The sequence below is a fragment of the Streptomyces davaonensis JCM 4913 genome (assembly GCF_000349325.1).
Classification (GTDB): domain Bacteria; phylum Actinomycetota; class Actinomycetes; order Streptomycetales; family Streptomycetaceae; genus Streptomyces; species Streptomyces davaonensis.
On sequence record NC_020504.1, the window covers coordinates 5,758,480 to 5,782,092 of the forward strand.

The 23,613-nt window shown below is 71.0% G+C and carries 18 protein-coding genes, 1 tRNA gene and 1 riboswitch; of the genes, 17 read left to right on the plus strand and 2 right to left on the minus strand.

Going from position 1 to position 23,613, the window contains the following annotated elements:
• Positions 1-109: 109 nt before the first annotated feature.
• From BN159_RS25565 to BN159_RS25640, 16 genes are all read left to right on the plus strand, one after another.
• On the plus strand, positions 110-2,338 hold the full coding sequence (locus BN159_RS25565; protein WP_041819836.1) for an N-6 DNA methylase: 2,229 nt from the start codon (positions 110-112) through the stop codon (positions 2,336-2,338).
• Positions 2,339-2,500: 162 nt separating this feature from the next.
• The gene (locus BN159_RS25570; protein ID WP_015659896.1) at positions 2,501-3,169 is read left to right on the plus strand and encodes a hypothetical protein; all 669 of its coding nucleotides are present in this window, start codon (positions 2,501-2,503) and stop codon (positions 3,167-3,169) included.
• 38 nt (positions 3,170-3,207) lie between these two features.
• Entirely contained in the window at positions 3,208-4,701 is a 1,494-nt protein-coding gene (locus tag BN159_RS25575; protein WP_269451018.1) for a serine/threonine-protein kinase, read from the plus strand.
• On the plus strand, positions 4,694-5,077 hold the full coding sequence (locus BN159_RS42935) for a hypothetical protein (protein WP_015659898.1): 384 nt from the start codon (positions 4,694-4,696) through the stop codon (positions 5,075-5,077). The genes BN159_RS25575 and BN159_RS42935 overlap by 8 nt, the downstream gene beginning before the upstream one ends.
• A 124-nt stretch (positions 5,078-5,201) precedes the next feature.
• Positions 5,202-5,855, plus strand: coding sequence for a SurA N-terminal domain-containing protein (locus tag BN159_RS25585; protein WP_015659899.1), 654 nt, complete (start codon positions 5,202-5,204; stop codon positions 5,853-5,855).
• A 147-nt stretch (positions 5,856-6,002) separates the two neighbouring features.
• The gene (locus BN159_RS25590; RefSeq protein ID WP_015659900.1) at positions 6,003-6,989 is read left to right on the plus strand and encodes a nucleoside triphosphate pyrophosphohydrolase; all 987 of its coding nucleotides are present in this window, start codon (positions 6,003-6,005) and stop codon (positions 6,987-6,989) included.
• Positions 6,990-7,031: 42 nt separating this feature from the next.
• A complete protein-coding gene (locus BN159_RS42940; protein ID WP_015659901.1) occupies positions 7,032-9,176 on the plus strand; it encodes a sel1 repeat family protein in 2,145 nt (714 codons plus the stop codon).
• On the plus strand, positions 9,173-10,450 hold the full coding sequence (locus tag BN159_RS25600) for a cytochrome P450 family protein (RefSeq protein ID WP_015659902.1): 1,278 nt from the start codon (positions 9,173-9,175) through the stop codon (positions 10,448-10,450). Before BN159_RS42940 ends, BN159_RS25600 begins: the two co-directional genes overlap by 4 nt.
• A gap of 197 nt (positions 10,451-10,647) precedes the next feature.
• Positions 10,648-11,619 carry a LysM peptidoglycan-binding domain-containing protein gene (locus BN159_RS25605; protein ID WP_015659903.1) on the plus strand — a complete coding sequence of 324 codons (972 nt, stop codon included), beginning with the start codon at positions 10,648-10,650 and terminating at the stop codon, positions 11,617-11,619.
• Between the two features lie 177 nt (positions 11,620-11,796).
• Positions 11,797-11,964: riboswitch (cyclic di-AMP (ydaO/yuaA leader) on the plus strand.
• Between the two features lie 4 nt (positions 11,965-11,968).
• A complete protein-coding gene (locus BN159_RS25610) occupies positions 11,969-12,658 on the plus strand; it encodes a transglycosylase family protein (protein WP_015659904.1) in 690 nt (229 codons plus the stop codon).
• A 297-nt stretch (positions 12,659-12,955) separates the two neighbouring features.
• Positions 12,956-14,242, plus strand: coding sequence for a phosphopyruvate hydratase (gene eno, locus BN159_RS25615; RefSeq protein WP_041819838.1), 1,287 nt, complete (start codon positions 12,956-12,958; stop codon positions 14,240-14,242).
• Between the two features lie 96 nt (positions 14,243-14,338).
• A complete protein-coding gene (locus BN159_RS25620) occupies positions 14,339-14,815 on the plus strand; it encodes an FtsB family cell division protein (RefSeq protein WP_015659906.1) in 477 nt (158 codons plus the stop codon).
• 68 nt (positions 14,816-14,883) lie between these two features.
• Positions 14,884-15,414, plus strand: a complete 531-nt coding sequence (locus tag BN159_RS25625; protein ID WP_015659907.1) for a DUF501 domain-containing protein — start codon at positions 14,884-14,886, stop codon at positions 15,412-15,414.
• Positions 15,411-16,352 carry a Ppx/GppA phosphatase family protein gene (locus BN159_RS25630; protein ID WP_015659908.1) on the plus strand — a complete coding sequence of 314 codons (942 nt, stop codon included), beginning with the start codon at positions 15,411-15,413 and terminating at the stop codon, positions 16,350-16,352. Before BN159_RS25625 ends, BN159_RS25630 begins: the two co-directional genes overlap by 4 nt.
• Before the next feature lie 443 nt (positions 16,353-16,795).
• Positions 16,796-18,187: an NAD(P)/FAD-dependent oxidoreductase gene (locus BN159_RS25635; protein WP_015659909.1), complete on the plus strand. Its 1,392-nt coding sequence runs from the start codon at positions 16,796-16,798 to the stop codon at positions 18,185-18,187.
• A gap of 209 nt (positions 18,188-18,396) precedes the next feature.
• On the plus strand, positions 18,397-19,686 hold the full coding sequence (locus tag BN159_RS25640) for an SAM-dependent methyltransferase (RefSeq protein ID WP_015659910.1): 1,290 nt from the start codon (positions 18,397-18,399) through the stop codon (positions 19,684-19,686).
• A 47-nt stretch (positions 19,687-19,733) separates the two neighbouring features.
• On the opposite strand, the gene BN159_RS25645 is transcribed toward BN159_RS25640, so the two are convergent.
• Both BN159_RS25645 and BN159_RS25650 read right to left on the minus strand, forming a co-directional pair.
• The gene (locus tag BN159_RS25645) at positions 19,734-22,262 is read right to left on the minus strand and encodes an ABC transporter permease (RefSeq protein ID WP_015659911.1); all 2,529 of its coding nucleotides are present in this window, start codon (positions 22,260-22,262) and stop codon (positions 19,734-19,736) included.
• A complete protein-coding gene (locus tag BN159_RS25650) occupies positions 22,262-23,074 on the minus strand; it encodes an ABC transporter ATP-binding protein (protein ID WP_408055019.1) in 813 nt (270 codons plus the stop codon). Before BN159_RS25650 ends, BN159_RS25645 begins: the two co-directional genes overlap by 1 nt.
• A 345-nt stretch (positions 23,075-23,419) precedes the next feature.
• Between BN159_RS25650 and BN159_RS25655 the strand changes: the two genes are divergently transcribed.
• Positions 23,420-23,502, plus strand: a tRNA-Leu gene (locus BN159_RS25655).
• The last annotated feature ends 111 nt before the right edge of the window (positions 23,503-23,613 follow it).

The window sequence follows — 23,613 nt, forward strand, 5'->3', positions numbered from 1 at the left end:
AATGAGTTGTGTACACGGCCGTGAATGCCTGGATCTCGCATACGTCGGTATGCTCGACGCCACAGACCACATGCGGGGCGAAAGTCGGGGCGGCGAGGGGAGCCGGGCGGTGCAGGACAACGCGACAGAGGTGACCGCGGCCGGAATTGCCCGGCTGGCCGGTGTCGGCCGGGCCGCCGTGAGCAACTGGCGGCGCCGGCACGCCGACTTCCCCAAACCCGTGGGCGGCACCGAGACCAGCCCCTCCTTCGCGCTCGCCGAGGTCGAGGACTGGCTGTGCCGCCAGGGGAAACTCGCCGAAGTCCCGCTGCGTGAACGGGTCTGGCAGCAGCTCGCCGGGCACCCCGAGGGCCCGGTCACCGCGCTCACCCACGCCGGCTGCGTCCTGCTGCTGATCCATGACCGGCCCAGGCTCTGGCTGGAGGTGAGCGCGGGCTCCGACGAGCGGCTCGCGGCGATGCTCCCGGAGGCGCTGGAGGAGGTGCTCACGGCGCGGTTCGGGGTGACGTCGGCACGACGGGGCTCGGCGGCTGTGAACTCGCGCTCGGCTGTGAACTCCTCCGGTGCTGTGAACAGGTCGGGTGCTGTGAACAGGTCGGGTGCCGTGAACGCGGTCGACGCCGTGAACACCGCCGACGCCGTGAGCGCCGCCGCGAACAGCCCGGCTGTGAACACCCCGCCCACCGTTCACACGGCAACCCTTCACACGCCGGCCGTCCACACCCCCACCGGCCCCGAAGCCCTCCCCTCCGCCCCCCTTCTCCGCGGCGCCGCCGAACTCGCCGCCGAGCTGGGCGGCGCCCGACAGGCCTTCGAGTTCCTGCTCGGCCGCCACCTCGACGCCAACCCGCGCCAGTACACGCTCACCCCCGCCGAACTCGCCGGTCTCATGGCCGACCTGGCGGGCCCGGCCAGCACCGTCCTCGACCCGGCCTGCGGCACCGGCGCTCTCCTGCGCGCCGTCGCCCCCCGCCCCGAGCAGGAGCTGTACGCGCAGGACAGCGCCACCGACCTCGCCGCCGTCACCGCGCTCCGGCTCGCCCTGCGCGGCCGCGCCACCGTGCGCGCCGCCGTCGGCGACACCCTGCGCGCCGACGCGTTCCCCGAGCTGCGTGCCGAGGCCGTCCTGTGCCACCCGCCGTTCAACGAGCGCAACTGGGGCCACGACGAACTCGCCTACGACCCGCGCTGGGAGTACGGCTTCCCGGCGCGCACCGAGTCCGAGCTGGCCTGGGTGCAGCACGCGCTCGCGCGACTGAAGGACGGCGGCACCGCCGTGCTCCTGATGCCGCCCGCCGCCGCCTCCCGCCGCTCCGGCCGCCGCATCCGCGCCGACCTGCTGCGGCGCGGCGCGCTGCGTGCCGTCGTAGCGCTGCCGGTCGGTGCCGCGCCGCCGTACAACATCCCGCTGCACCTGTGGGTGCTGCGGCGGCCCGACAAGGCGCCCGCGCAGCCCGAGGTGCTGCTCGCGGACGCCGGGCAGTTCGCGACGGAAGGGCGCGGCGGGCCGGACTGGCGGGCCGTGCGGGACGCCGTGCTCGACGCCTGGCGGGTCTTCGACCGGACCGGCACCCTCGACGAGCGGCCGGGCCTCGCCCGCGCGTTGCCCGTCATCGACCTCCTCGACGACGACGTCGACCTCGCCCCGGCGCGCCATCTGCCGCCCGCCACCGCGGCCGACGGCGCCGAGGCGCTCACGGCAGTGCGCGAGCGCCTGGGGGAGACGCTGGGGCTCGCCGGTGCGCTCACGCCCCCGCCCCCCGCCGGTACGCGCCCCGTGCGCTGGCCGCTCACCACCGTCGGCGAACTCGCCCGCGGGGGCGCCCTGGTGCTGCGTACCGGTGGAAACGGCGGCCACGCACGCGTGCCCGTGCTCACCGACCATGACGTCCTCGCCGGGACGGCGCCTTCGGGGACGCTGCCCGAGAGCGACGAGGAGCCGGTGCTGACCGAGCCGGGCGATGTCGTCGTGCCGGTGCTCGGCGGCGGCTCGGTGGCGCGCGTGATCGACGACGCGACGGGGGGCGCCGCCCTGGGGCGCAACCTCGTGCTCCTGCGCCCCGATCGCGCGGCGCTCGACGCGTGGTTCCTCGCCGGGTTCCTGCGCGGCACCGCCAACAATCGCCAGGCCAGCAGCTATGCGTCCACGGCCACGCGCCTGGACGTGCGCCGCCTCCAGCTGCCCCGGCTCCCGCTCGACGAACAACGGCGCTACGGCGCGCGCTTCCGCGCACTCGACGAGTTCGAGCGGGCGCTCAGGCACGCGAGCCGACTCGGGGACCAGCTCGTGCGCGGGATGTACGACGGCCTGACCGACGGGACGGTCGCGCCCGACTGAGGGGCCGGACCGAGGGGCCGGGCAGAGGTGCCGGTCCGGCGGAAGTGATCAGTACAACAACGGTTCGGTACAACCCGTAACCGGTTGTCCGTGTCGGCCTATACGCTCGAACTCTGTCATTCGCTCGTCCGTCCCCATCGGCCCACCGGTCCAGGAGCAGTCATGTACGGCCACGGCGCGGCGCCGCCCACCCGCAGCGCGGCAACCGTCATCTCCCTGCGCGTGCTGTTCGCCGCTGCCGGATTCCTGTCCTGCGGGATCCTCGCGTGCGTGCCGCTGTTCCGGGTGGCCATTTTGCGCGGGCGGTGGCCGGACTGGCTGCTGGCGTGGGTGAGCCTGCCGGTGTCCATCGCGTGCTTCGCGGTGGTCGGCTCGGTGCCGGAGTCGGACCCGCGGTCGGACGTCGCGCTCGGCCTGGTCCTGCTGCTCGGCGCGTTCAGCGCCGTGTACTTCCTGGTGATGGACATCCGCTACCACAACGCGCTCAGCCGGCAGTACGGCGGCGGTTACGCCACGGCGCACGCCACCACGGTCCACGCCCCGAACGGCCCGGCGGGCTACGGCTATCCGCAGTCGCCGTCGCCGTACACGACCGCGCCCGTGCAGCCGCCCCTTGCGCAGCAACCGCCCGCGCCGATCCCGCACACCCCGGTGCCCCACCCGCCGCTGCCGCAGGACGCCGCGCCCCCCGGTCCGGTGCCGACGCCCCCGCCGCCGCAGCGGCCCGCGCCCGCGCGTATCGACCAGGTGCGGGCCGAACTCGACGAGCTCAGCGACTACCTGCGCCACCACGACGGCCGCGGCAACGGCGAGCCCGAGGGCGGAAGGTGAGCGTGACGACGGGGCGCGTCGTCGCCGGCCGCTACGAACTGTCCACGCTCATCGGACAGGGAGGCATGGGCCAGGTCTGGACGGCGTACGACCAGCGGCTCGACCGGCGCGTGGCGGTGAAACTGCTGCGCCCGGACAAGGTGGCGGGACAGGAGGCGGAGGAGCTGCGCCGCCGGTTCGTGCGCGAGTGCCGGGTGACCGCGCAGGTCGACCACCCCGGTCTGGTCACCGTGCACGACGCGGGCAGCGAGGGCGAGGAGCTGTTCCTCGTCATGCAGTACGTCGACGGCGCGGACCTCTCCGACCATCTCGCCGAGCACGACCCGTACCCCTGGCAGTGGGCGGTCGCGGTCGCCGCGCAACTGTGCGCCGTGCTGAGCGCCGTGCACGCCGTGCCGATCGTCCACCGCGACCTCAAGCCGCGGAACGTGATGGTGAAGCAGGACGGCACCGTCACCGTCCTCGACCTCGGCGTCGCCTCCGTCATGGACGCCGACACCACCCGCCTCACCCACACCGGCACCCCCATCGGCTCGCCCGCCTACATGGCGCCCGAGCAGGCGATGGGCGGCGCGGTCGGCCCGTACACCGACCTGTACGCGCTCGGTGTGCTCCTCCACGAACTGCTCAGCGGCGACGTGCCGTTCTCCGGCTCCACGGCGCTCGGCGTGCTGCACCGGCATCTGTACGAGCCCCCGCTGCCCGTGCGCCGGATGCGCCCCGAGGTGCCCGAGGGGCTCGAAGCGCTCGTCCTGCGCCTGCTCGCCAAGGACCCGCAGCACCGCCCGGCGTCCGCGCAGGAGGTGTACGAGGACCTGGCGCTGCTCCTGCCCGCGCGCGGGACGCCGACCGGGGCGCCCCTCGACCCCACGCGCCCCTTCCTGCGCCCGCACGCCCCCTGGCCGGACCGCGCGCGCACCCCCGCGCCCCAGCCCGCCCCCGCCACGCCCGTCACCCCGGCCGCCGAGAAGCCCGACGTCGCCCGCGCCGTCGACGAGGTCAAGCGCCTCCTCGGCGAGGGCCGCATCACCCAGGCCGTGGACATCCTCGGCGCGATCCTCCCGGTCGCCGCCGAGCAGCACGGCGAGCACTCTCCCGTGGTGCGCACCCTGCGCAAGCAGTACGCGGCCACACTCATGGACGACGGCCAGTACCGGCGCGCGCTCCCCGTCCTGCGCTCCCTGGCCGCCGAACGCGCCGCCGAGGCGGGCCACGCCGACCCCCAGTCCCTGCGCTTCCGCTACGACGCGGCCCAGTGCCTGGAGCAGCTCGGCGACCCGGCGGCGGCGCTCAGCGAGTACCGCTCGCTGCTGCCGTACTACGAGAACCAGTACGTGGCCGGCGACCCCCAGCTCGCGCACGACGTCCGCCGCCGCATCGGCCACCTCCAGCTGGCCCTCGGCGATCGGGCCGGCGCCCACGACACCCTCGTACGCCTGCTGCACGACGTGGAGCGCCTCAATGGCCCCGGTCACCCCATGGCGGCGGACATCCGGCGGACGCTCCAGTGGCTCGGGCAGATGCGTGGCTAGCGAGGAAGAGCGCCCGGACCCCGCGCGCCGGGAAGCGATCGAGCGGATCACCGCCCCGCTGGACGCGAACATGCCCGACGCCGGGGACTTCGGCTTCGAGGCGATCCAGCGGCTGGGCAACCCCGTACCGATGCTCGTGCAGAACGACGGCGAGGAGCGGCTGGAGCTCTGGCTGGAGCCGTTCGGGCAGGACTACTGGCTGGAGCCGGGCGAGGCGGTGTACGTCACCTCGTACGGGGTGTGGAACGACCACCCGTTCGAGACGGTCCACGAACCCGGTCGGCTGACCGTCTGGGCCACGTCCTGGTTCGCCACGGTCTCCGACCGCGAGGGCAAGGAATTCCTCCCGGGCCGCAGGGACGCCGCCCACGGCTGACGTGCCGGTGCCCGAAGTCCTGGTGAATCGTTGGTCGAATGGGTTGGCCAGAGCTTGGCCACTGCCTACCATCGATCATCGCAAGACTTTGTGCACCGTCGCACAAGCTCCTCGGGAGGTTTCCTTGCACCGCCGCAATCGCCGCCGTCGCACCGCGCTCCTCCTCTCCGCCGCCATCGCGGCGGCGCCCCTCCTCACCGCCTGCGGAAACGATGCGCATCCCGGCGCCGCGGCCGTCGTCGGCGACCAGCGGATCACCGTCTCCCAGCTGGAGAACAGGGTGAACGAGGTGCGCGCGGCGCAGCGCGCGGCCGTCGGGGACGAGGCGCAGTACGCCCAGGCCGTGGCCCGGACCGGCAGCCTCACCCGCGACACCCTGCACGGCATGGTCCTGGACCGGGTGCTGCACCAGGCCGCCGAGGACGCGGGTGTCACGGTCAGCCGCAAGGAGATCCAGCAGATGCGCACCGGCCTGGAGCAGCAGGCCGGTGGCACCGAGGCGCTGGAGACGGCCTGGCTCCAGGAGTACGGCGTCGCACCGCAGCGACTGGAGGAGAACCTCCGGCTCCAGCTGGAGGCCCAGAAGCTCGCCGCCGCGCTCGGCACCGACACCAGCCGCCCGGAGTTCTGGAAGGCCCTGTCCGAGGCATCCGAGAAGCTCGATGTCGACCTCAACCCGCGCTACGGCACCTGGGACGTCCAGAAGAGCAGCCGCGTGGACGCCAAGACGCCATGGGTGCGCGAGGTGACGGCGGCGGACTCGCAGCAGCCGGCGTAGGGGGTACCAGGCCGGGACGCGGCGTAGGGCTGTAGGGCTGGGGACCCCCAGGGATGATCGATGGGTGCGGTCATACGATCACACCCATCACCCCCACCTGTGGATAACCACACCGACCCCGTCCCACCCGTGCGTTAGCTTCGAACCGTGAACACCACCAGCCCCGAAGCCGCACCGGCCGCCCCCGGCCGGATCGTCCTGCTCACCACCAGCCACCGCGTCGCCCCCGGTCTGCTGTCCTGGCCGGCCTGGGAGGCGCTGCGCTCCGCCGACAGCGTGCTGTGCGCGGACGGCGCGCACCCCCAGCTGCCGTATCTGCGCGAGGCCGGCATACAGGTGGCCGAGGCGTCCCCGACCGCCGAGGAACTGGTCGGCGCCTGCGCCGGCGGCCGCACCGTCGTGGTCGTCGCGACCGGCGAGGGCGAACCGGCGCTGACCGACGGCCTCGCCCGCCTCGCCGGCTCCGGCCGGGTCAGCATGCCGGAGCTGGAGCTGCTCCCCGCCTCCTACGACCTGCCGGGCGCCCGGCTCCTCGACCTCGTCCAGGTCATGGACCGCATCCGCGCCGAGTGCCCCTGGTCCTCGCAGCAGACCCACAAGGGGCTGGCCAAGTACGGCATCGAGGAGGCGTACGAACTCGTCGAGGCGATCGAGGAGGGGGACCGCGACGAACTGCGCGAGGAATTGGGGGATGTGCTCCTCCAAGTGGTCTTCCACGCCCGGATCGCCGAGGAGGACCCCGACGCCCCCTTCTCCATAGACGACGTCGCGGGCACCATCGTCACCAAGCTGATCCACCGCCACCCGCATGTGTTCGGGGACGAGACGGCCAGTACTCCCGAGGAGGTCAAGGCGCACTGGCTGCGCACCAAGGCCGAGGAGAAGCAACGGGAGTCGGTCACCGACGGCGTCCCGCTCGGCCAGCCCGGCCTCGCCCTCGCGGCGAAGCTGGCCTCCCGGGTCAGAACGGCCGGCCTGGACGTCCCCCTGCCGAAGACCGACGGCATCGGCTACGAGCTGCTCGCGCTGGCGGTGCGTGCCGAGGCCGAGGGCGTCGACCCGGAGGCCGCGCTCCGGGCGGCGGGACGCGCGTACCGGGACGCCGTGCGGGCTGCCGAGGGCCTGGAAGGTTAGTACGGTTACCCACAGAGCTGGCTCTGGGGCACGGGGGCTTGTATGTCAGGGGTGTTGGACGAACTGGCCGGTGCGGCGGCCGGGGTTCTGGTGTCGTCCATGGGCGACGAGGACTGGGCGGAGCGGGCCAAGCCGGCGTTCGTCCGTGTCTACGCGATGGCCATGAAGCAGGACGTGGGCCCGCTGCTGGAGGAGCACCGGAGCGAGGTGCGCGGCGGGAGGCTGTCCGCGACGGACGTGGCCGACATCTGGCGGGGCAAGATCCGTGAGGCGTTCAAGCAAGCGGTCATCGCGGCCGAAATCGACCGGTTCATAAAGGACTTCAGGCAGAGCAACCTCCACTCCTGCCGGTCCTGCGCGGCCCAGGTGGAGCCCTACGACATCTATTGCGGGGAGTGCGGTGACGTCCTCGGCGCTCCTGGCCCCGCTCCCGCCACCGCACCGGTGAGCATCCCCGTCTCGATCTCCCCCGAGTCCCGTTCCGCCCAGCTCGTCCCGGACCCCCTCCCCGCCCAGTACGCCCAGGACCACGTCGACTTTCGGGAGGCCAGATTCAACAACGCCCCCGTCATCGGCGTACAGAACATCTACGGCACCACGGGCCCAGCGCCCGCGGACGGCTGGCCCCTGCTCGGCGAGTTACGGCGGCGCGCTCAGGGCATACGGCCCGTCAGTTCCTTCGGGGACGAGCCCACGCTGCCGCCGTACATCGCGCGCAGCCGGGACGCGGACCTCGACCGGCTGGTCGCACACGGGCTGCGGGAGGGCGGTCTGGTCGTCGTCACCGGTGAGCCGCTGGCCGGGAAGACGGCCACCGCCTGGGCCGCGCTGGAGCGCAACGCCGGCGAACACACCCGGCTCTTCCACGCCCACGCCGGGGCGGATCTGCGCGAGCTGCCCGCGGCTCTGCGCGGACGGGATCCCTCCGGTACGTATGTGGTCTGGCTCGACGACCTGGAGAGCCACCTCGATGAACGGGGCCTGGTGGCGGGGCTGTTGGCGCAGCTCGCGCACGAGGGCGTGCTGGTGCTGGCGACGATGCGGGGCGCCGCGTACGAGGCGCACCGCTTCGGCGACCATCCGACGGCGCGTGCGCTGCGCGGTGCCCGCACGGTGGATCTGACCTGTGAATGGAGCGAGGCCGAACTCGCGCGGCTCGCGAAGTCGGACGACCCGCGGCTGGTGGACGCGGTGCGATGGCGGGGCGAGCTGGGGGTCACTCAGTTTCTGTCGGTGGGGCCGGAGTTGTGGGAGGAGTGGCGTCTGGCGAGTCGGCCAGGGCGAGGGAGCGGCCATCTGCTGGTGAGGGCGGCCATCGACGCGGCCCGGTGCGGAGTCACCAGCGGGCTCTCGGCCGGGGCATGGGAGTTCTTGATCAACGAGCGTCGGATGTACGGGAGCGGGACCACCCTGGACGTCCCTGTCTCACCGGACGATCTGGAGTGGGCGTCCAGACCTCGGCTGGGCGTCGCCGGGCTGCTGGTGCCCGGCGCGGAGGAGGGCACCTGGCGGGCGTGCGGGACGCTGGTCGCGGACGCGATCCGCTGCCCGGACCTGCCGCTCTTCACCCCGCATCTGTGGGGGTCCATGGCCTGGATGGCGGGGAAGTACGACCTGCCCGAGCGTGCCGAGGTGTCCCGGGCGGCCCGGGAAGCCGTGCGGGTCGAGGCCGAGGCAGGCGACTCGTCAGCGCCGGTGATCCTCGGCGTCCTGTCGACCTGGGCGGGCGACGACCCCGAAGCACGGCACTGGTGGGGCAGGGTCGCGGAGGAGGACGAGCGCGAGGCGTACATGCTCGGGCGGTATCTCCTGCTCGAACAGGGCGAGCTGGCCGAAGCTCTCCCCCATATCCAGAGAGCGGCCGAGGCGGGCAACCCCGAACCCGCACAGGAGCTCGGATTCCTTCTCCTCGCGCGTGCCCAGCAGTGGCTCGCGGTGGCGGCCGCGAACGGCAACGCCTCCGCGGCCGAGGTCCTTCCCGTGCTCACGGCGACGCTCCGGGACGAGAACCTCCAGGCCGCCCTCGCGCGGCACCGTGCCCCCGACGCGACGCCGCCCGCCATCCCCGGCCCCCCGCTGTCGTCCGAACGCACCATCGCCTTCGCCCTCGACATGATCCTCGGCCGCCGCCCCGACCTGACACACGCAGTGAACGCCGCCACCCCGCCGGATACCGTCAAGGAGTGACCGACCACCCCACCCCCGCGCCCCACGCGACCGCCCCCGACCTCTTCACCTGGGAGTTCGCCGCCAACCCCTACCCCGCCTACGCCTGGCTGCGCGAACACGCCCCCGTGCACCGGACCACGCTGCCCAGCGGGGTGGAGGCCTGGCTGGTCACGCGTTACGCCGATGCCAAGCAGGCCCTGGCCGACCAGCGGCTCAGCAAGAACCCCGAGCATCACGCCGAGCCCGCGCACGCCAAGGGCAAGACCGGTATCCCCGGTGAGCGCAAGGCCGAGCTGATGACGCATCTGCTCAATATCGACCCGCCGGACCACACCCGGCTGCGACGGCTCGTCAGCAAGGCGTTCACGCCCCGCCGGGTCGCGGAGTTCGCGCCGCGCGTGCAGGAGCTGACCGACCGACTGATCGACCGGTTCGCCGCGGAGGGCAGCGCCGACCTCATCCATGAGTTCGCCTTCCCGCTCCCCATCTACGCGATCTGCGACCTGCTCGGCGTACCCCGCGAGGACCAGGACGACTTCCGGGACTGGGCGGGCATGATGATCCGCCACCAGGGCGGCCCGAGGGGTGGGGTCGCGCGGTCGGTGAAGAAGATGCGCGGCTATCTCGCCGACCTCATCCACCGCAAGCGTGAGGCGCTGCCCGCCGAGGCCGCCCCCGGCGAGGACTTGATCTCGGGCCTGATCCGCGCCTCCGACCACGGCGAGCACCTCACCGAGAACGAGGCCGCCGCCATGGCCTTCATCCTGCTGTTCGCGGGATTCGAGACCACCGTGAACCTCATCGGCAACGGCACCTACGCCCTCCTCACCCACCCCGAACAACGGACCCGCCTCCAGGACGCGCTGGCCGCCCACGACACCGCCCTCCTCGAAACCGGCGTCGAGGAACTCCTCCGCTACGACGGCCCCGTCGAGCTGGCCACCTGGCGGTTCGCCACCCGCCCCCTGACCATCGGCGGCCAGGACATCGCCCCCGGCGACCCGGTGCTCGTCGTCCTCGCCGCCGCGGACCGGGACCCGGAGCGGTTCGCCGACCCCGATCGCCTCGACCTCGCCCGCCGCGACAACCAGCACCTCGGCTACGGCCACGGCATCCACTACTGCCTGGGCGCCCCGCTCGCCCGCCTGGAGGGCCAGACCGCGCTGGCCACCCTCCTCACCCGCCTCCCGGACCTCCGGCTCGCCGCCGAACCGGCCGACCTGCGCTGGCGCGGCGGCCTCATCATGCGCGGACTGCGCACCCTGCCGGTCGAGTTCACACCGAGCCGCTGACAACTCCAGCGCGTAGCAAGCCGGAGGCGAGCCGTATCCGACGCAAACGTGACACACCCTCAAGTCCGTGATCTTCACGTGATCTACGCGGCATTAACTTGTGACAAGTGATCGTCTGCCTATACGTTCACTCGTCAGCGCGGCGCCTCGCTTCACCGGCACCGCGCCGCTCCCCGCTGTCTTCGAAAGGCCCCCGCATGCTCTCCGGGAACGGTCGTCACCGTCGCCCCCGCCAGGCCCCGGCTCTCATCGTCGCGGCCGGAGTGACCGGCTCCGCCATCGCCATCCCGCTCCTCGGCGCCTCGGGCGCGAGCGCGGCGGAGGGCACCGCATGGGACCGGGTCGCGGAGTGCGAGAGCGGCGGCTACTGGAGCGAGGACAGCGGCAACGGCTACTACGGGGGCCTCCAGGTCACCCAGGAGAACTGGGAGCGCTACGGCGGCACGACGTACGCCGAGAGCGCGGACCAGGCCAGCCGCTCCCAGCAGATAGCCGTGGCCGAGCGCATCCTCGCCGATCAGGGCCTCGCCGCCTGGCCGACCTGCGGCCCGCTCTCCGGCCTTGACGAGGAGTCCGGCTCGGTCGACCTCGACACGGGGGTGGCGGGCGACGAGTCCGCTTCGTCCGGTGACTCCGGTTCATCCGGCCTGCTGGACTCCATCGACGGCGACGAGGACTCCGACGAGCAGGGCAACTCGCCCTCCGAAGAGTCGGACAACTCGACCAAGTCGGACAAGTCCTCCAAGTCCCCGGAGTCCGAAGAGTCGGAAGACCCCCGCGAATCGGCGGAATCCAGCCAGTCGTCCGGGTCGTCCGAATCCCCTGACGGCGACCCTTCTCAGGAAGTCGACAGCAAGCCCACAGCCACCCCGGGTCGGGACAATTCGGACAACATCGGCCAGAACGACGGTGATTCCGCCCTCACCGACACCGGCGCCAACGGCACCGGCCGCCACCGTGGCGAACCCGCCGACGAGGGCGTCACGGACGGCTCGTATGTCGTGCGTGACGGCGACAGCCTCACCGGCATCGCCGACTCCCTTGACCTCAACGGCGGATGGCGCGGGCTCTACGCCGCCAACAAGTCGACCGTGGGCACCGACCCGGACCTCATCCTCCCCGGTCAGACCCTCGAAGTAGGGGTCGAACCGGGCGAAAAGCAGCGGTAGTTCACGTCACGCTTCGCTCCGAAATGACCGTTTTGGTGAAAGTGTGGGATGAGTCTCAGAAGCCCTGATCGTCTTTGAAATTCCCCGGATCACGTGTCTACGGTCAGGACCGCTCGCACCCAGCGAGCCCCGACCGCCGCACGCCGAATCCTGCCGGTGGCCGTACGGGAACAGTCGTCGCGTCAAGCGCCGTAGGCAGGAGCGGGGGACCCAAGGTAAGCGCCCCACCGGGAAGTTGACGGTGGTGGCTTGGGGTGAAGCCGCGCACTCGACAGACTGCGCGGCCGGGCAACTCAACCGGCCCGAACCCGACAGCTCACCTCGCAGGCGTCGGTGAGGGGATCGATCCATGCTGTTTTCCGGCAAGGGCAAGCACCGTCGTCCGTCCAAGGCCACCCGCGCCATCGCCATCGCCGGTGTCACCGGCGTCGCGGTCGCCGCTCCGCTGATGGCGGTCGGCAGCGCCTCCGCCGCCACCGCCTCCGAGTGGGACGCCGTCGCCCAGTGCGAGTCCGGCGGCAACTGGTCCATCAACACCGGCAACGGCTACTACGGCGGCCTTCAGTTCTCGGCCTCCACCTGGGCCGCGTACGGCGGCACGCAGTACGCCGCCACCGCCGACCAGGCCAGCAAGTCCCAGCAGATCGAGATCGCCGAGAAGGTCCTCGCGGGCCAGGGCAAGGGCGCCTGGCCGTCCTGCGGCGTCGGCCTGTCGAGCGCCACCTACACCGGCGGCTCCACCGAGACCAGCACCCAGCCGAGCACCGAGACCCGTACGACCGAGGAGCAGCCCGCCTCCCGTTCGACCGAGCGTCCGGCGCAGAAGGCCGACAAGGCCAAGAAGACCGTCACCACCCCGACCGGCAAGAAGGTCAAGAAGGGTGACGGCGAGTACAAGGTCGTCAAGGGTGACACCCTCAGCACCATCGCCGAGGAGCACGACGTCAAGGGCGGCTGGGAGAAGCTCTTCAAGCTGAACAAGGACATCGTCGAGGACGCCGACCTGATCTACCCCGGTCAGCAGCTGCACCTCAAGTAATCCCTTAGCCGGACCACAGGTCCCTCATATCGGCCTCCTCCATACTGGAGGCCCCGTGAGGGTCACCCCCCGTCCCCACGGGCTCCCCGCCCCGGTGCGTGTTCCCCCGTACGCACCGGGGCGGGGTCTTCTTTTTGCCGGTAGTTCACCACTCCTTTGTTCCGTGGAGAAACAATGGGTACCGTCTGTCCTTGTCCACGGGACGGTCGGTCGGCTGGCCGAAGTCCCTCAGGCGGTTAGGCTCTAGTCGCAAGGCTCACGTGCCCCGCACTTCCAGCGTCACATCCCATGAAGGAGATGCTCGTGCCGTCCATCGACGTCGTCGTAGCCCGGGAAATCCTGGACTCCCGAGGCAACCCCACGGTCGAGGTCGAGGTCGGCCTCGACGACGGCAGCACGGGTCGTGCCGCCGTTCCGTCCGGCGCCTCCACGGGTGCCTTCGAGGCCATCGAGCTCCGTGACGGTGACCCGAACCGCTACCAGGGCAAGGGTGTCGAGAAGGCCGTCCTCGCCGTCATCGAGCAGATCGGCCCGGAGCTGGTCGGCTACGACGCCACCGAGCAGCGCCTGATCGACCAGGCCATGTTCGACCTGGACGCCACCGACAACAAGGGCTCCCTCGGCGCCAACGCCATCCTCGGCGTCTCCCTCGCCGTCGCCCACGCCGCCTCCGAGGCCAGCGACCTCCCGCTCTTCCGCTACCTGGGCGGCCCGAACGCGCACCTGCTGCCCGTTCCGATGATGAACATCCTGAACGGCGGCTCGCACGCCGACTCCAACGTGGACATCCAGGAGTTCATGATCGCCCCGATCGGCGCGGAGTCCTTCTCCGAGGCCCTGCGCTGGGGCGCCGAGGTCTACCACACCCTCAAGAAGGTGCTGAAGACCAAGGGTCTGTCCACCGGCCTCGGCGACGAGGGCGGCTTCGCCCCGAACCTGGAGTCCAACCGCGCCGCCCTCGACCTCATCCTCGAGGCCATCAAGGAGGCCGGTTACACCCCCGGCGAGCAGATCGCCCTCGCCCTCGACGTGGCCGCGTCCGAGTTCTACAAGGACGGCGTCTACACCTTCGAGGGCAAGGAGCGCTCCGCCGCCGAGATGACCGAGTACTACGCCGAGCTCGTCGAGGCGTACCCGCTCGTCTCCATCGAGGACCCGCTCTTCGAGGACGACTGGGCCGGCTGGAAGATCATCACCGACAAGCTGGGCGACAAGGTCCAGATCGTCGGCGACGACCTCTTCGTCACCAACCCCGAGCGTCTCGCCCGCGGCATCGAGGAGGGCACCGCCAACGCCCTGCTCGTCAAGGTGAACCAGATCGGCTCGCTGACCGAGACCCTGGACGCCGTCGAGATGGCCCAGCGCAACGGCTTCAAGTGCATGATGTCCCACCGCTCCGGCGAGACCGAGGACGTCACCATCGCCGACCTCGCCGTCGCGGTGAACTGCGGTCAGATCAAGACCGGCGCCCCGGCCCGCTCGGACCGCGTCGCCAAGTACAACCAGCTGCTGCGCATCGAGGAGATCCTCGACGACGCCGCGGTGTACGCCGGCCGCTCGGCGTTCCCCCGTTTCAAGGGCTGATCCCCACCAGGGGCTAGCCAGTCGTACGTACGTCCCCGTACTCGGTCCCGTACCGTGTGCGGGGACGTACGCGCGTGTGGAACGGGAGGCGGGAACATGGCCGTGAAGGACCGGGACCGGTTCTCCACCGCGACCAGGATCCGGTTGCTCGGCGAGCAGACGGCGGCCCGGGTCTACCGTTCCCAGACCAAACGGCAGGCCCGCCGCTCCCGGCTGACCGGCCGCGCGGCCCTGCTCGCCCTCGTCGTCTGCTCCCTGGTCGTCGCCCTCGCCTACCCGATAAGGCAGTACGTCGCCCAGCGCGCCGAGATCGCCGATCTGGAACGGCAGCGGGAGCAGGCGCGGGAGCGGGTGGAGGATCTGCGCGACCTCAAGGCACGCTGGAAGGACGACGCGTACGCGGAGCAGCGGATCCGGGAGCGGCTGCACTATGTGATGCCGGGTGAGACCGGGTACGTGGTGATCGACCCGGACGCCGCGAAGCAGACGCGCACCGATCTCGGCGCGGCCGACCGGGCCTGGTACGCGAATGTCTGGGACGGGGTCGACAAGTCCGACGCCGCCGACCGCTGAGGCACGCCGTCGACCGCTGACGAACGCCGCCCACCGATGGACAGAGACGAAAGACTGTAAAGGCTGTTATGGAAACGCCCCCGCCCTCCACTCCGCGCACCGAGCCGACCGAGGCCGACGTCGAGGCCTTCAAGCAGCAGCTCGGCCGGCCGCCGCGCGGGCTGCGCGCCATCGCGCACCGGTGCCCCTGCGGGCAGCCGGACGTGGTGGAGACGGCGCCCCGGCTGCCGGACGGTACGCCGTTCCCGACGCTGTACTACCTGACGTGCCCCAAGGCGAACTCCGCCATCGGCACGCTGGAGGCGGAGGGCGTCATGAAGGAGATGACGGAGCGGCTCCAGACGGATCCGGAGCTGGCCGCCGCCTACCGGGCCGCGCACGAGGACTACATCCGGCGCCGGGACGAGATCGAGGAGCTGAAGGGCTTCCCGAGCGCGGGCGGCATGCCGGACCGGGTGAAGTGCCTGCACGTCCTGGTCGCGCACTCGCTGGCCGCCGGGCCCGGCGTGAACCCGCTGGGCGACGAGGCGCTCGCGATGCTGCCGGAGTGGTGGCGCAAGGGCACGTGTGTGACGCAGGTTCAGGAGGAGGGCCGGTGACGCGGGTCGCCGCCATCGACTGCGGTACGAACTCCGTCCGCCTCCTCGTCGCCGACTGCGACCCGGCCACGGGCGAACTGGTCGACCTGGACCGCCGGATGACCATCGTGCGGCTCGGACAGGGCGTCGACCGGACCGGGCGGCTCGCTCCCGAGGCGCTGGAGCGGACCTTCGCCGCGTGCCGGGAGTACGCCGCGATCATCAAGGAGCACGGCGCGGAGCGGCTGCGGTTCGTGGCCACCTCCGCCTCCCGGGACGCCGAGAACCGGGACGACTTCGTGCGCGGGGTGATGGACATCCTCGGCGTCGAGCCCGAGGTCATCAGCGGGGACCAGGAGGCGGAGTTCTCCTTCACCGGCGCCACCCGGGAGCTTCAGGGGCGGGAGGACCTCGCCACGCCGTATCTCGTCGTGGACATCGGCGGCGGCTCCACGGAGTTCGTCGTCGGGGACGGTCAGGTGCGCGCCGCGCGCTCCGTCGACGTCGGGTGCGTGCGGATGACCGAGCGGCATCTGGTGCGGGACGGTGTCGTCTCCGACCCGCCCACCGAGGAGCAGGTCGCGGCCATGCGGGCGGACATCGAGGCCGCCCTCGACCTCGCCGAGCTGACCGTGCCGTTGCGCGAGGCGCACACCCTGGTCGGGCTCGCCGGGTCGGTGACGACGGTCTCGGCCATCGCCCAGGAGCTGCCCGAGTACGACTCCGTCCGGATCCACCACTCCCGGGTCTCCCACGACCGGGTCCGGGAGATCACCGAGTGGCTGCTGCGCTCCACCCACGCCGAGCGCGCCGCCGTGCCCTCCATGCATCCGGGGCGCGTGGACGTGATCGCCGCCGGGGCCCTCGTACTGCTGGCGATCATGGAGCGGATCGGTGCCGAGGAGGTCGTCGTGAGCGAGCACGACATCCTCGACGGCATCGCGTGGTCGGTGGCATAGGTCTCCTTTGTTACCGCTCGGTAGCATCGGTTGAGCAGGTCATGTAGCGTCTGAGCATGTTCGAGGGGCCCTTGAGGGCCCCTCGTCGGCGTTCCGGCGAGAAAGTTCGTGAAGTTCTTCACAAGGAATTGGGTCCCGGCGCCACGAGGAAAGGGTCCGGTTGACCCTTTCGAGGGCCCAACACCCCCTTGAACATGTTCAGAAGGGGTGCATGGGGGTGTCGGAGGGAGGGCTCGCGCGGGGGTGTTTCGGGGGGCTCACGGTGGCTCCGAATGCCCAGAGAGGCAGCTCACGCGGCCTTGACAACGGTCCGCTCTACACCGCAGTTCCCCCTCGCCGCCATGACCTGGATCACGCGGGTCGCGGAGGATAGCACACCCCCTGAAGGAGCTTGTGAAGGGGCGCACGAGCGACCCCCCTGGGGCGGGTGGATACTCGATGGCATGAGCACCACGGAGCGTCCCAGGATCCTCGTAGTAGGCGGTGGGTACGTAGGCCTGTACGCAGCTCGGCGCATCCTCAAGAAGATGCGCTACGGAGAGGCGACCGTCACGGTCGTCGACCCCCGGTCGTACATGACCTACCAGCCCTTCCTCCCCGAAACCGCCGCCGGCAGCATCTCCCCGCGCCACGTCGTCGTCCCGCTGCGACGTGTGCTGCCCAAGGCGGAGGTCCTCACCGGCCGGGTCACCACCATCGACCAGGACCGCAAGGTCGCCACGATCGCCCCGCTGGTGGGCGAGGCGTACGAGCTGCCGTTCGACTACCTGGTCATCGCGATGGGCGCGGTCTCCCGCACCTTCCCGATCCCCGGCCTCGCCGAGCAGGGCATCGGCATGAAGGGCATCGAGGAGGCCATCGGCCTGCGCAACCACGTGCTGGAGCAGCTGGACAAGGCCGACTCCACCACGGACGAGGAGATCCGCCGCAAGGCGCTCACCTTCGTCTTCATCGGCGGCGGCTTCGCGGGCGCGGAGACCATCGGTGAGGTCGAGGACATGGCCCGCGACGCGGCCAAGTACTACACCAGCGTCTCCCGCGAGGACATGCGGTTCGTCCTCGTCGACGCGGCCGACAAGATCCTGCCCGAGGTCGGCCCCAAGCTCGGCCAGTACGGCAAGGAGCACCTGGAGGCCCGTGGCGTCGAGGTCTACCTCTCGACCTCCATGGACTCCTGCGTCGACGGCCACGTCGTGCTGAAGAACGGCCTCGAGGTCGACTCCAACACCATCGTGTGGACCGCCGGTGTGAAGCCGAACCCGGCCCTCGCCCGCTTCGGTCTGCCGCTCGGCCCCCGCGGTCACGTCGACTGCGAGCCGACCCTCCAGGTCGCGGGCACCGACTACATCTGGGCCGCCGGCGACAACGCCCAGGTCCCGGACCTCGTCGGCCGCAAGGCCGGCAACCCCAACGCCTGGTGCCCGCCGAACGCGCAGCACGCGCTGCGGCAGGCCAAGGTCCTCGGCGACAACGTGATCTCCGGTATGCGGGGCTTCCCGCAGAAGGACTACAGCCACGCCAACAAGGGTGCGGTGGCCGGTCTCGGCCTCCACAAGGGCGTCGCGATGATCGTCATGGGCAAGATGAAGATCAAGCTCAAGGGCCGTCTCGCCTGGTACATGCACCGTGGCTACCACGGCATGGCGATGCCGACCTTCAACCGCAAGATCCGCGTCTTCGCCGACTGGACCCTCGGCATGTTCCTCAAGCGCGAGGTCGTGGCGCTCGGCGCGCTGGAGTCCCCGCGCGAGGAGTTCTACGAGGCGGCCAAGCCGGCCCCGGCTCCCCAGGCCGCCGCCGCGCCGAAGACCGAGGAGAAGGCCAAGGCCTCCTGACCTCCGGTCACTGATCCATCCGAAGGGCCTCCCGCCATCCGTGGTGCGGGAGGCCCTTCGGCGTCCCCGCAGCCGTCCCCGGAAGCCTTCGACAAGCGCCGTCGACCCAAGCCGTCGACTCTTAACGCCGATGGGGGACTGTGCAGCCGCCCCGTTGGTGTTTACGTGGGTACCTGGACATTCCGATATCTCCGTCATGGAGGTGCGCCATGGCAGACGCCGCGGTGCGGCTGAAGGGCCTCGTCGAACAACTGGTGGGAGCACCGCTCCCCGTGCGCATCCGCGCCTGGGACGGTTCACAGGCGGGTCCGCCGGGCGCACCGGTGCTGGTCGTCCGCAACCGCCGGGCCGTCCGCCGGCTGCTGTGGCGGCCGGGCGAACTCGGGCTCGCCCGCGCCTGGGTGGCGGGCGACCTGGAGATCGAGGGCGACCTCTACACCGGCCTCGATCTGCTCTCCGGCCTGATCTGGGAGCGCGGCGAGGACGCCCGCTCGCTCACCGAGGCGCTGCGCGACCCCGAGGTGCGCGCGGCGATCAGAGGTCTCTTCGCGATGGCCCGGTCGCCGTTCCCGCCCGCACCCCCCGAGGAGGAGGTCCGCCGCCGCGGACACCTCCACACCAAGCGCACCGACCGCCGCGCCATCAGCCACCACTACGACGTCGGCAACGACTTCTACGAGATCGTCCTCGGCCCCTCCATGGTGTACTCCTGCGCCTACTGGCAGACCCCGGAGAGCACCCTCGAAGCGGCCCAGCACGACAAGCTCGACCTGGTCTGCCGCAAACTCGGCCTGGCACCCGGCATGCGGCTCCTCGACGTCGGCTGCGGCTGGGGCGCGCTGGCGGCCCACGCCGCCCGGCAGTACGGCGTGGGCGTCGTCGGCATCACCCTGTCCCAGGAGCAGGCGGCGTACGCCCGCAAGCGCGCCGCCGACGAGGGTCTCACCGACCGGATCGAGATCCGGGTGCAGGACTACCGGGACGTCACGGACGGGCCCTACGACGCGATCTCCTCCATCGGCATGGCCGAACACGTGGGCGCGGACCGGTACTTGGAGTACGCCACCGATCTGCACCGGCTGCTGGAACCCGGTGGCCGGCTCCTCAACCACCAGATCGCCCGCCGCCCGCAGCGCGACGAATCGACGTACCACGTGGACGAGTTCATCGACGCCTACGTCTTCCCCGACGGTGAACTCCAGCCCGTCGGGGTCACCGTCGGGCAGCTGGAGCGCGCCGGGTTCGAGGTGCGGGACGTCGAGTCGATCCGGGAGCACTACGCCCTCACCCTGCGCCGCTGGGTGGCCCGTCTGGAGGACGACTGGCCGCGGGCGGTACGGCTGACCAGCCCCGGCCGGGCCCGGGTGTGGCGCCTGTACATGGCCGCCTCCGCGCTCGCCTTCGAGCGCAACCGCATCGGCGTCAACCAGGTCCTGGCGGTCCGCACCCCCGACTCCGGCGCCTCCGGGATGCCCCTGAGATCCCGCACCTGGAACTGACGAAGGGCCCCGCCTCCCGAAGGAAGCGGGGCCCGACATCCGTGCCGCTACTCCGACTTGATCGCCGTCAGCATGTTCAGCCGCGCCGCCCGCCGGGCCGGCCACAGCGCCGCCAGCACGCCCACCGTCGCGGCCAGCAGCAGGAACACGCCCATCCGGGCCCAGGGCAGGACCAGTTCGTACGTCGCCATCCGCGACGCCAGCAGCTCACCGGCCGCCCAGCCGAAGAACACGCCGAGCCCGATACCCAGCACCCCGCCGAACAGCGAGATCACCAGGGACTCCAGACGGACCATCCGCTTGATGCCCTTGCGGTCCAGGCCGATCGCACGGAGCATGCCGATCTCCTGGGAGCGCTCGAACACCGACATCGCCAGGGTGTTGATGACCCCGAGGACCGCCACGATCACCGCCATGGCGAGCAGTCCGTAGACCATGTTCAGGATCAGCGTGAACATCTGCGCGATCTCGTTGGAGATGTCCTGCTTGTCCTGGACGCGGATGGCCGGGTTGGAGCCGAGGGCCTTCTCCAGCGCGTCCTTCGTCGCGTCCGAGGCGCCGTCGGCCGTCTTCACCATGACCTGCATGTCGCCCGGGTCGGTGAGGTGCGGGGTGAGGACGCGGTTGTCCAGCATGATCCCGCGGATCATCTCGTTGCCCTGGTAGACCCCCGCGACCGTCAGCCGCTGCCCCTCGCCGTCCTCGTAGTGCGCGGTGAACGTCGAACCGGCCCGCCAGCCATGGGACTTCGCGGTGTCGTCGTCGACGACCACCTGGCCGCCGCCGACCTTGAACGCGCCGCTGTCCAGGGGCAGTTCGGTCAGCTCGCCGATGGAGGAGCCGTCGACGCCGGTGAGGTACTCCGTCTCGCCGTCGATCCGGGAGGGCGCGTTGCGCAGCGGGCTTGTGGCGGTGACGTCGTCCAGGGCGCGCAGCTTCTTGTCGACGTCCGTGGAGAGTTCGTTGCCGTTCGCCATGGAGACCACGTAGTCCGCGCGCAGCGACGAGGAGGCCATCCTGTCGATGCCCTGCTGGAGGCTGCCCGCCATCACCGTCATCCCGGTGATCAGGGTGAGCCCGATCATCAGCGCGGAGGCGGTGGCGGCCGTACGGCGCGGATTGCGCACCGAGTTCTGCCGGGCGAGCTTGCCCGACACACCGAAGATCCGCAGGACCGGTGCCGCCGCCGCGATCAGCGGGCGGGACAGCAGGGGCGTCAGGATGAAGACACCGATGATCAGCAGCACCGCGCCGATGCCCATCGGTGCCTGGCCGGTCGAGCCGTCCATGCCGGTGGCCGCGAGCACGACCGCGACGCCCGCGCCGGAGAACAGCGCGCCGAGGGTGTTGCGCAGCACCAGGGACTTGGTGGTCGCCGCCGCGTGCAGGCTGCTCATCGCCGCCACCGGCGGGATCTTCGCGGCCCGTCGGCCCGGCAGCCAGGCCGCCAGCATGGTGATGACCACGCCGACCGCGAGGGCGGTCGCGATCGTGCCGGTGGAGATGACCAGCGGCCCGTCGGGGACGGTCGCGCCGAGCGTGCCCATCAGGGAGCGCAGGCCCGCGCCGATGCCGATGCCCGCGACCAGACCGGCCACCGCGGCCACCGTGCCGACCACGAACGCCTCGATCAGCACCGACCGCGTGACCTGCCGGCGCGAGGCGCCGACGGCGCGCAGCAGCGCCAGTTCCTTGGTGCGCTGGGCGACCAGCATGGTGAAGGTGTTGGCGATGATGAAGGTGCCGACGAACAGCGAGATCCCGGCGAAGACCAGCATCCCCTGCTTCAGACCGCTCATCGACGAGGAGATCACCTCGGCCTGGTCGTCGGCGAGTTGGGTGCCGGTGGTGGTCTCCACCTGACCCTTGGGCAGCGCCTTGTCCAGCGCGGCCTTCAGCGCCTCCTCGCTGGTCCCGGCCGCGGCCCGGACATCGATCTCGTCGTACGTGCCGGTCTTGCCGAACAGCTTCTGCGCCGTCGCCGTGTCGAACAGGGCGAGGCTGCCGCCGGCGGCGACATTGCCGTCGTCGGTGGTGAAGATGCCGACGACGGTCGGCTCGATCACGGGCCCGTCGACGGAGAGCCGTACGGTGTCGCCGACCTGGTACCCGGCGCGCTCGGCGGTCTCGGAGTCGATCAGCACCTCGTTCGCGCCGCTCGGGGCGTGCCCGTCGACCAGCGGGTACCGGGTGTCCTCGGTGCCCCAGTAGTTGCCGCCCTGGGACTGGAAGCCGCCGCCGATGAGCTTGCCGTCCTTGTCGGCGAGGGCGGTGAAGCCGTTCACCACGCCGATCGCGGAGGCGGCGCCGGGCACTTGGGCGCTCCGGTCGAGCAGGGACTCGGTCAGCTCGGGAGTCTTGCCGATCGTATTGCCCTTGTCCTCCTGGGACTTGGCGGTCACGGCGACGTCGACCTGGTCGAAGCCCTTGGCCGAGCTGTTCTGGAGGGCGTTGGAGAGGGTGTTGGTGAAGACCAGGGTCCCCGAGACGAACGCGACGCCGAGCATGACGGCGAGCACGGTCATCAGGAGCCGGGCCTTGTGCGCGAGGACGTTGCGCAGGGCGGTGCGGAACATCAGGAGGTGCGGCCCTTCGCGTCGAACTGCTTCATGAAGTCCAAAACCCCGTCGGCCGTGGGGCGGTACATCTCGTCCACGACCCGGCCGTCGGCGAGGAAGACCACCCGGTCCGCGTAGGCCGCGGCCACCGGGTCATGGGTCACCATCACCACGGTCTGCCCCAACTCCCGTACGGAGTTGCGCAGAAAGCCCAGCACCTCGGCGCCGGAACGGGAATCGAGGTTTCCGGTCGGTTCGTCGCCGAAGATGATGTCCGGCTTGGAGGCGAGGGCACGGGCGACCGCGACGCGCTGCTGCTGGCCGCCGGAGAGCTGGGAGGGGCGGTGACCGAGGCGGTCCCGCAGGCCCACCATCTCGATGACGGAGTCCAGCCACTGCTTGTCCGCCTTGCGGCCCGCGATGTCCATCGGGAGGGTGATGTTCTCCAGCGCGGTCAGGGTCGGCAGCAGGTTGAACGCCTGGAAGATGAAGCCGATCTTGTCCCGGCGCAACTTGGTGAGCTGCTTGTCCTTCAGCGAGCCCAGCTCGGTGTCGCCGATGCGCACGGAGCCGGAGGAGAAGGTGTCCAGACCGGCGACGCAGTGCATCAGGGTGGACTTGCCGGAGCCGGACGGGCCCATGATCGCGGTGAACTCGCCCTGCCGGAACTCGACGGAGACCCGGTCCAGGGCGACCACCTGGGTCTCGCCCTGTCCGTAGATCTTCGACAGATCCGTGGCGCACGCGGCCACGGACGTGGCCGGACCGGCGATGGATGTGGTGGTCACGAGAAGGCGCTCCTCGATGGATGACGGGTTCGGGGGACTCATCCATCGTCACGGCCGCAGGCCTTCGTGTAGTCAGCCGCTGTTCCGGTTCCGAAGGCAGACTCCGGTCGCACCGGGCGCGGCCGTGTCATACCTGGGGATGACGGCGGCCCCGGGGGCGGTCGTGTCGAGAACAGGTGGAGCGTCCTTGTTCGGGCGGTGAAATTCCGTCATTCCCCATGCGTGGCCGTGCGTCGCACGCAAGGCTATTGGCAAGTGCGGATGGCCCGTACCGCGGGCTGATGCACCCTCAGACGTCAATAAAATAAGACAACATCGGGTCGTCCCTCCGCTGTTCGGGGGATGCGTCCCGATAGGCTCGGAACCTCGACGCGGAGCCCATGGCCTGCCCGGATGGTGGAATGCAGACACGGCGAGCTTAAACCTCGCTGCCCCTCGCGGGCGTACCGGTTCAAGTCCGGTTCCGGGCACCTCCGACACCTGCACCGTCCATTGAAGAGTTCACCGCACGACCGTTGACAGCGGCGCGGGTGCGGTCGGAAACTCATGCCTCAAGGTCAGTGAAACAAACTTCACTGCAC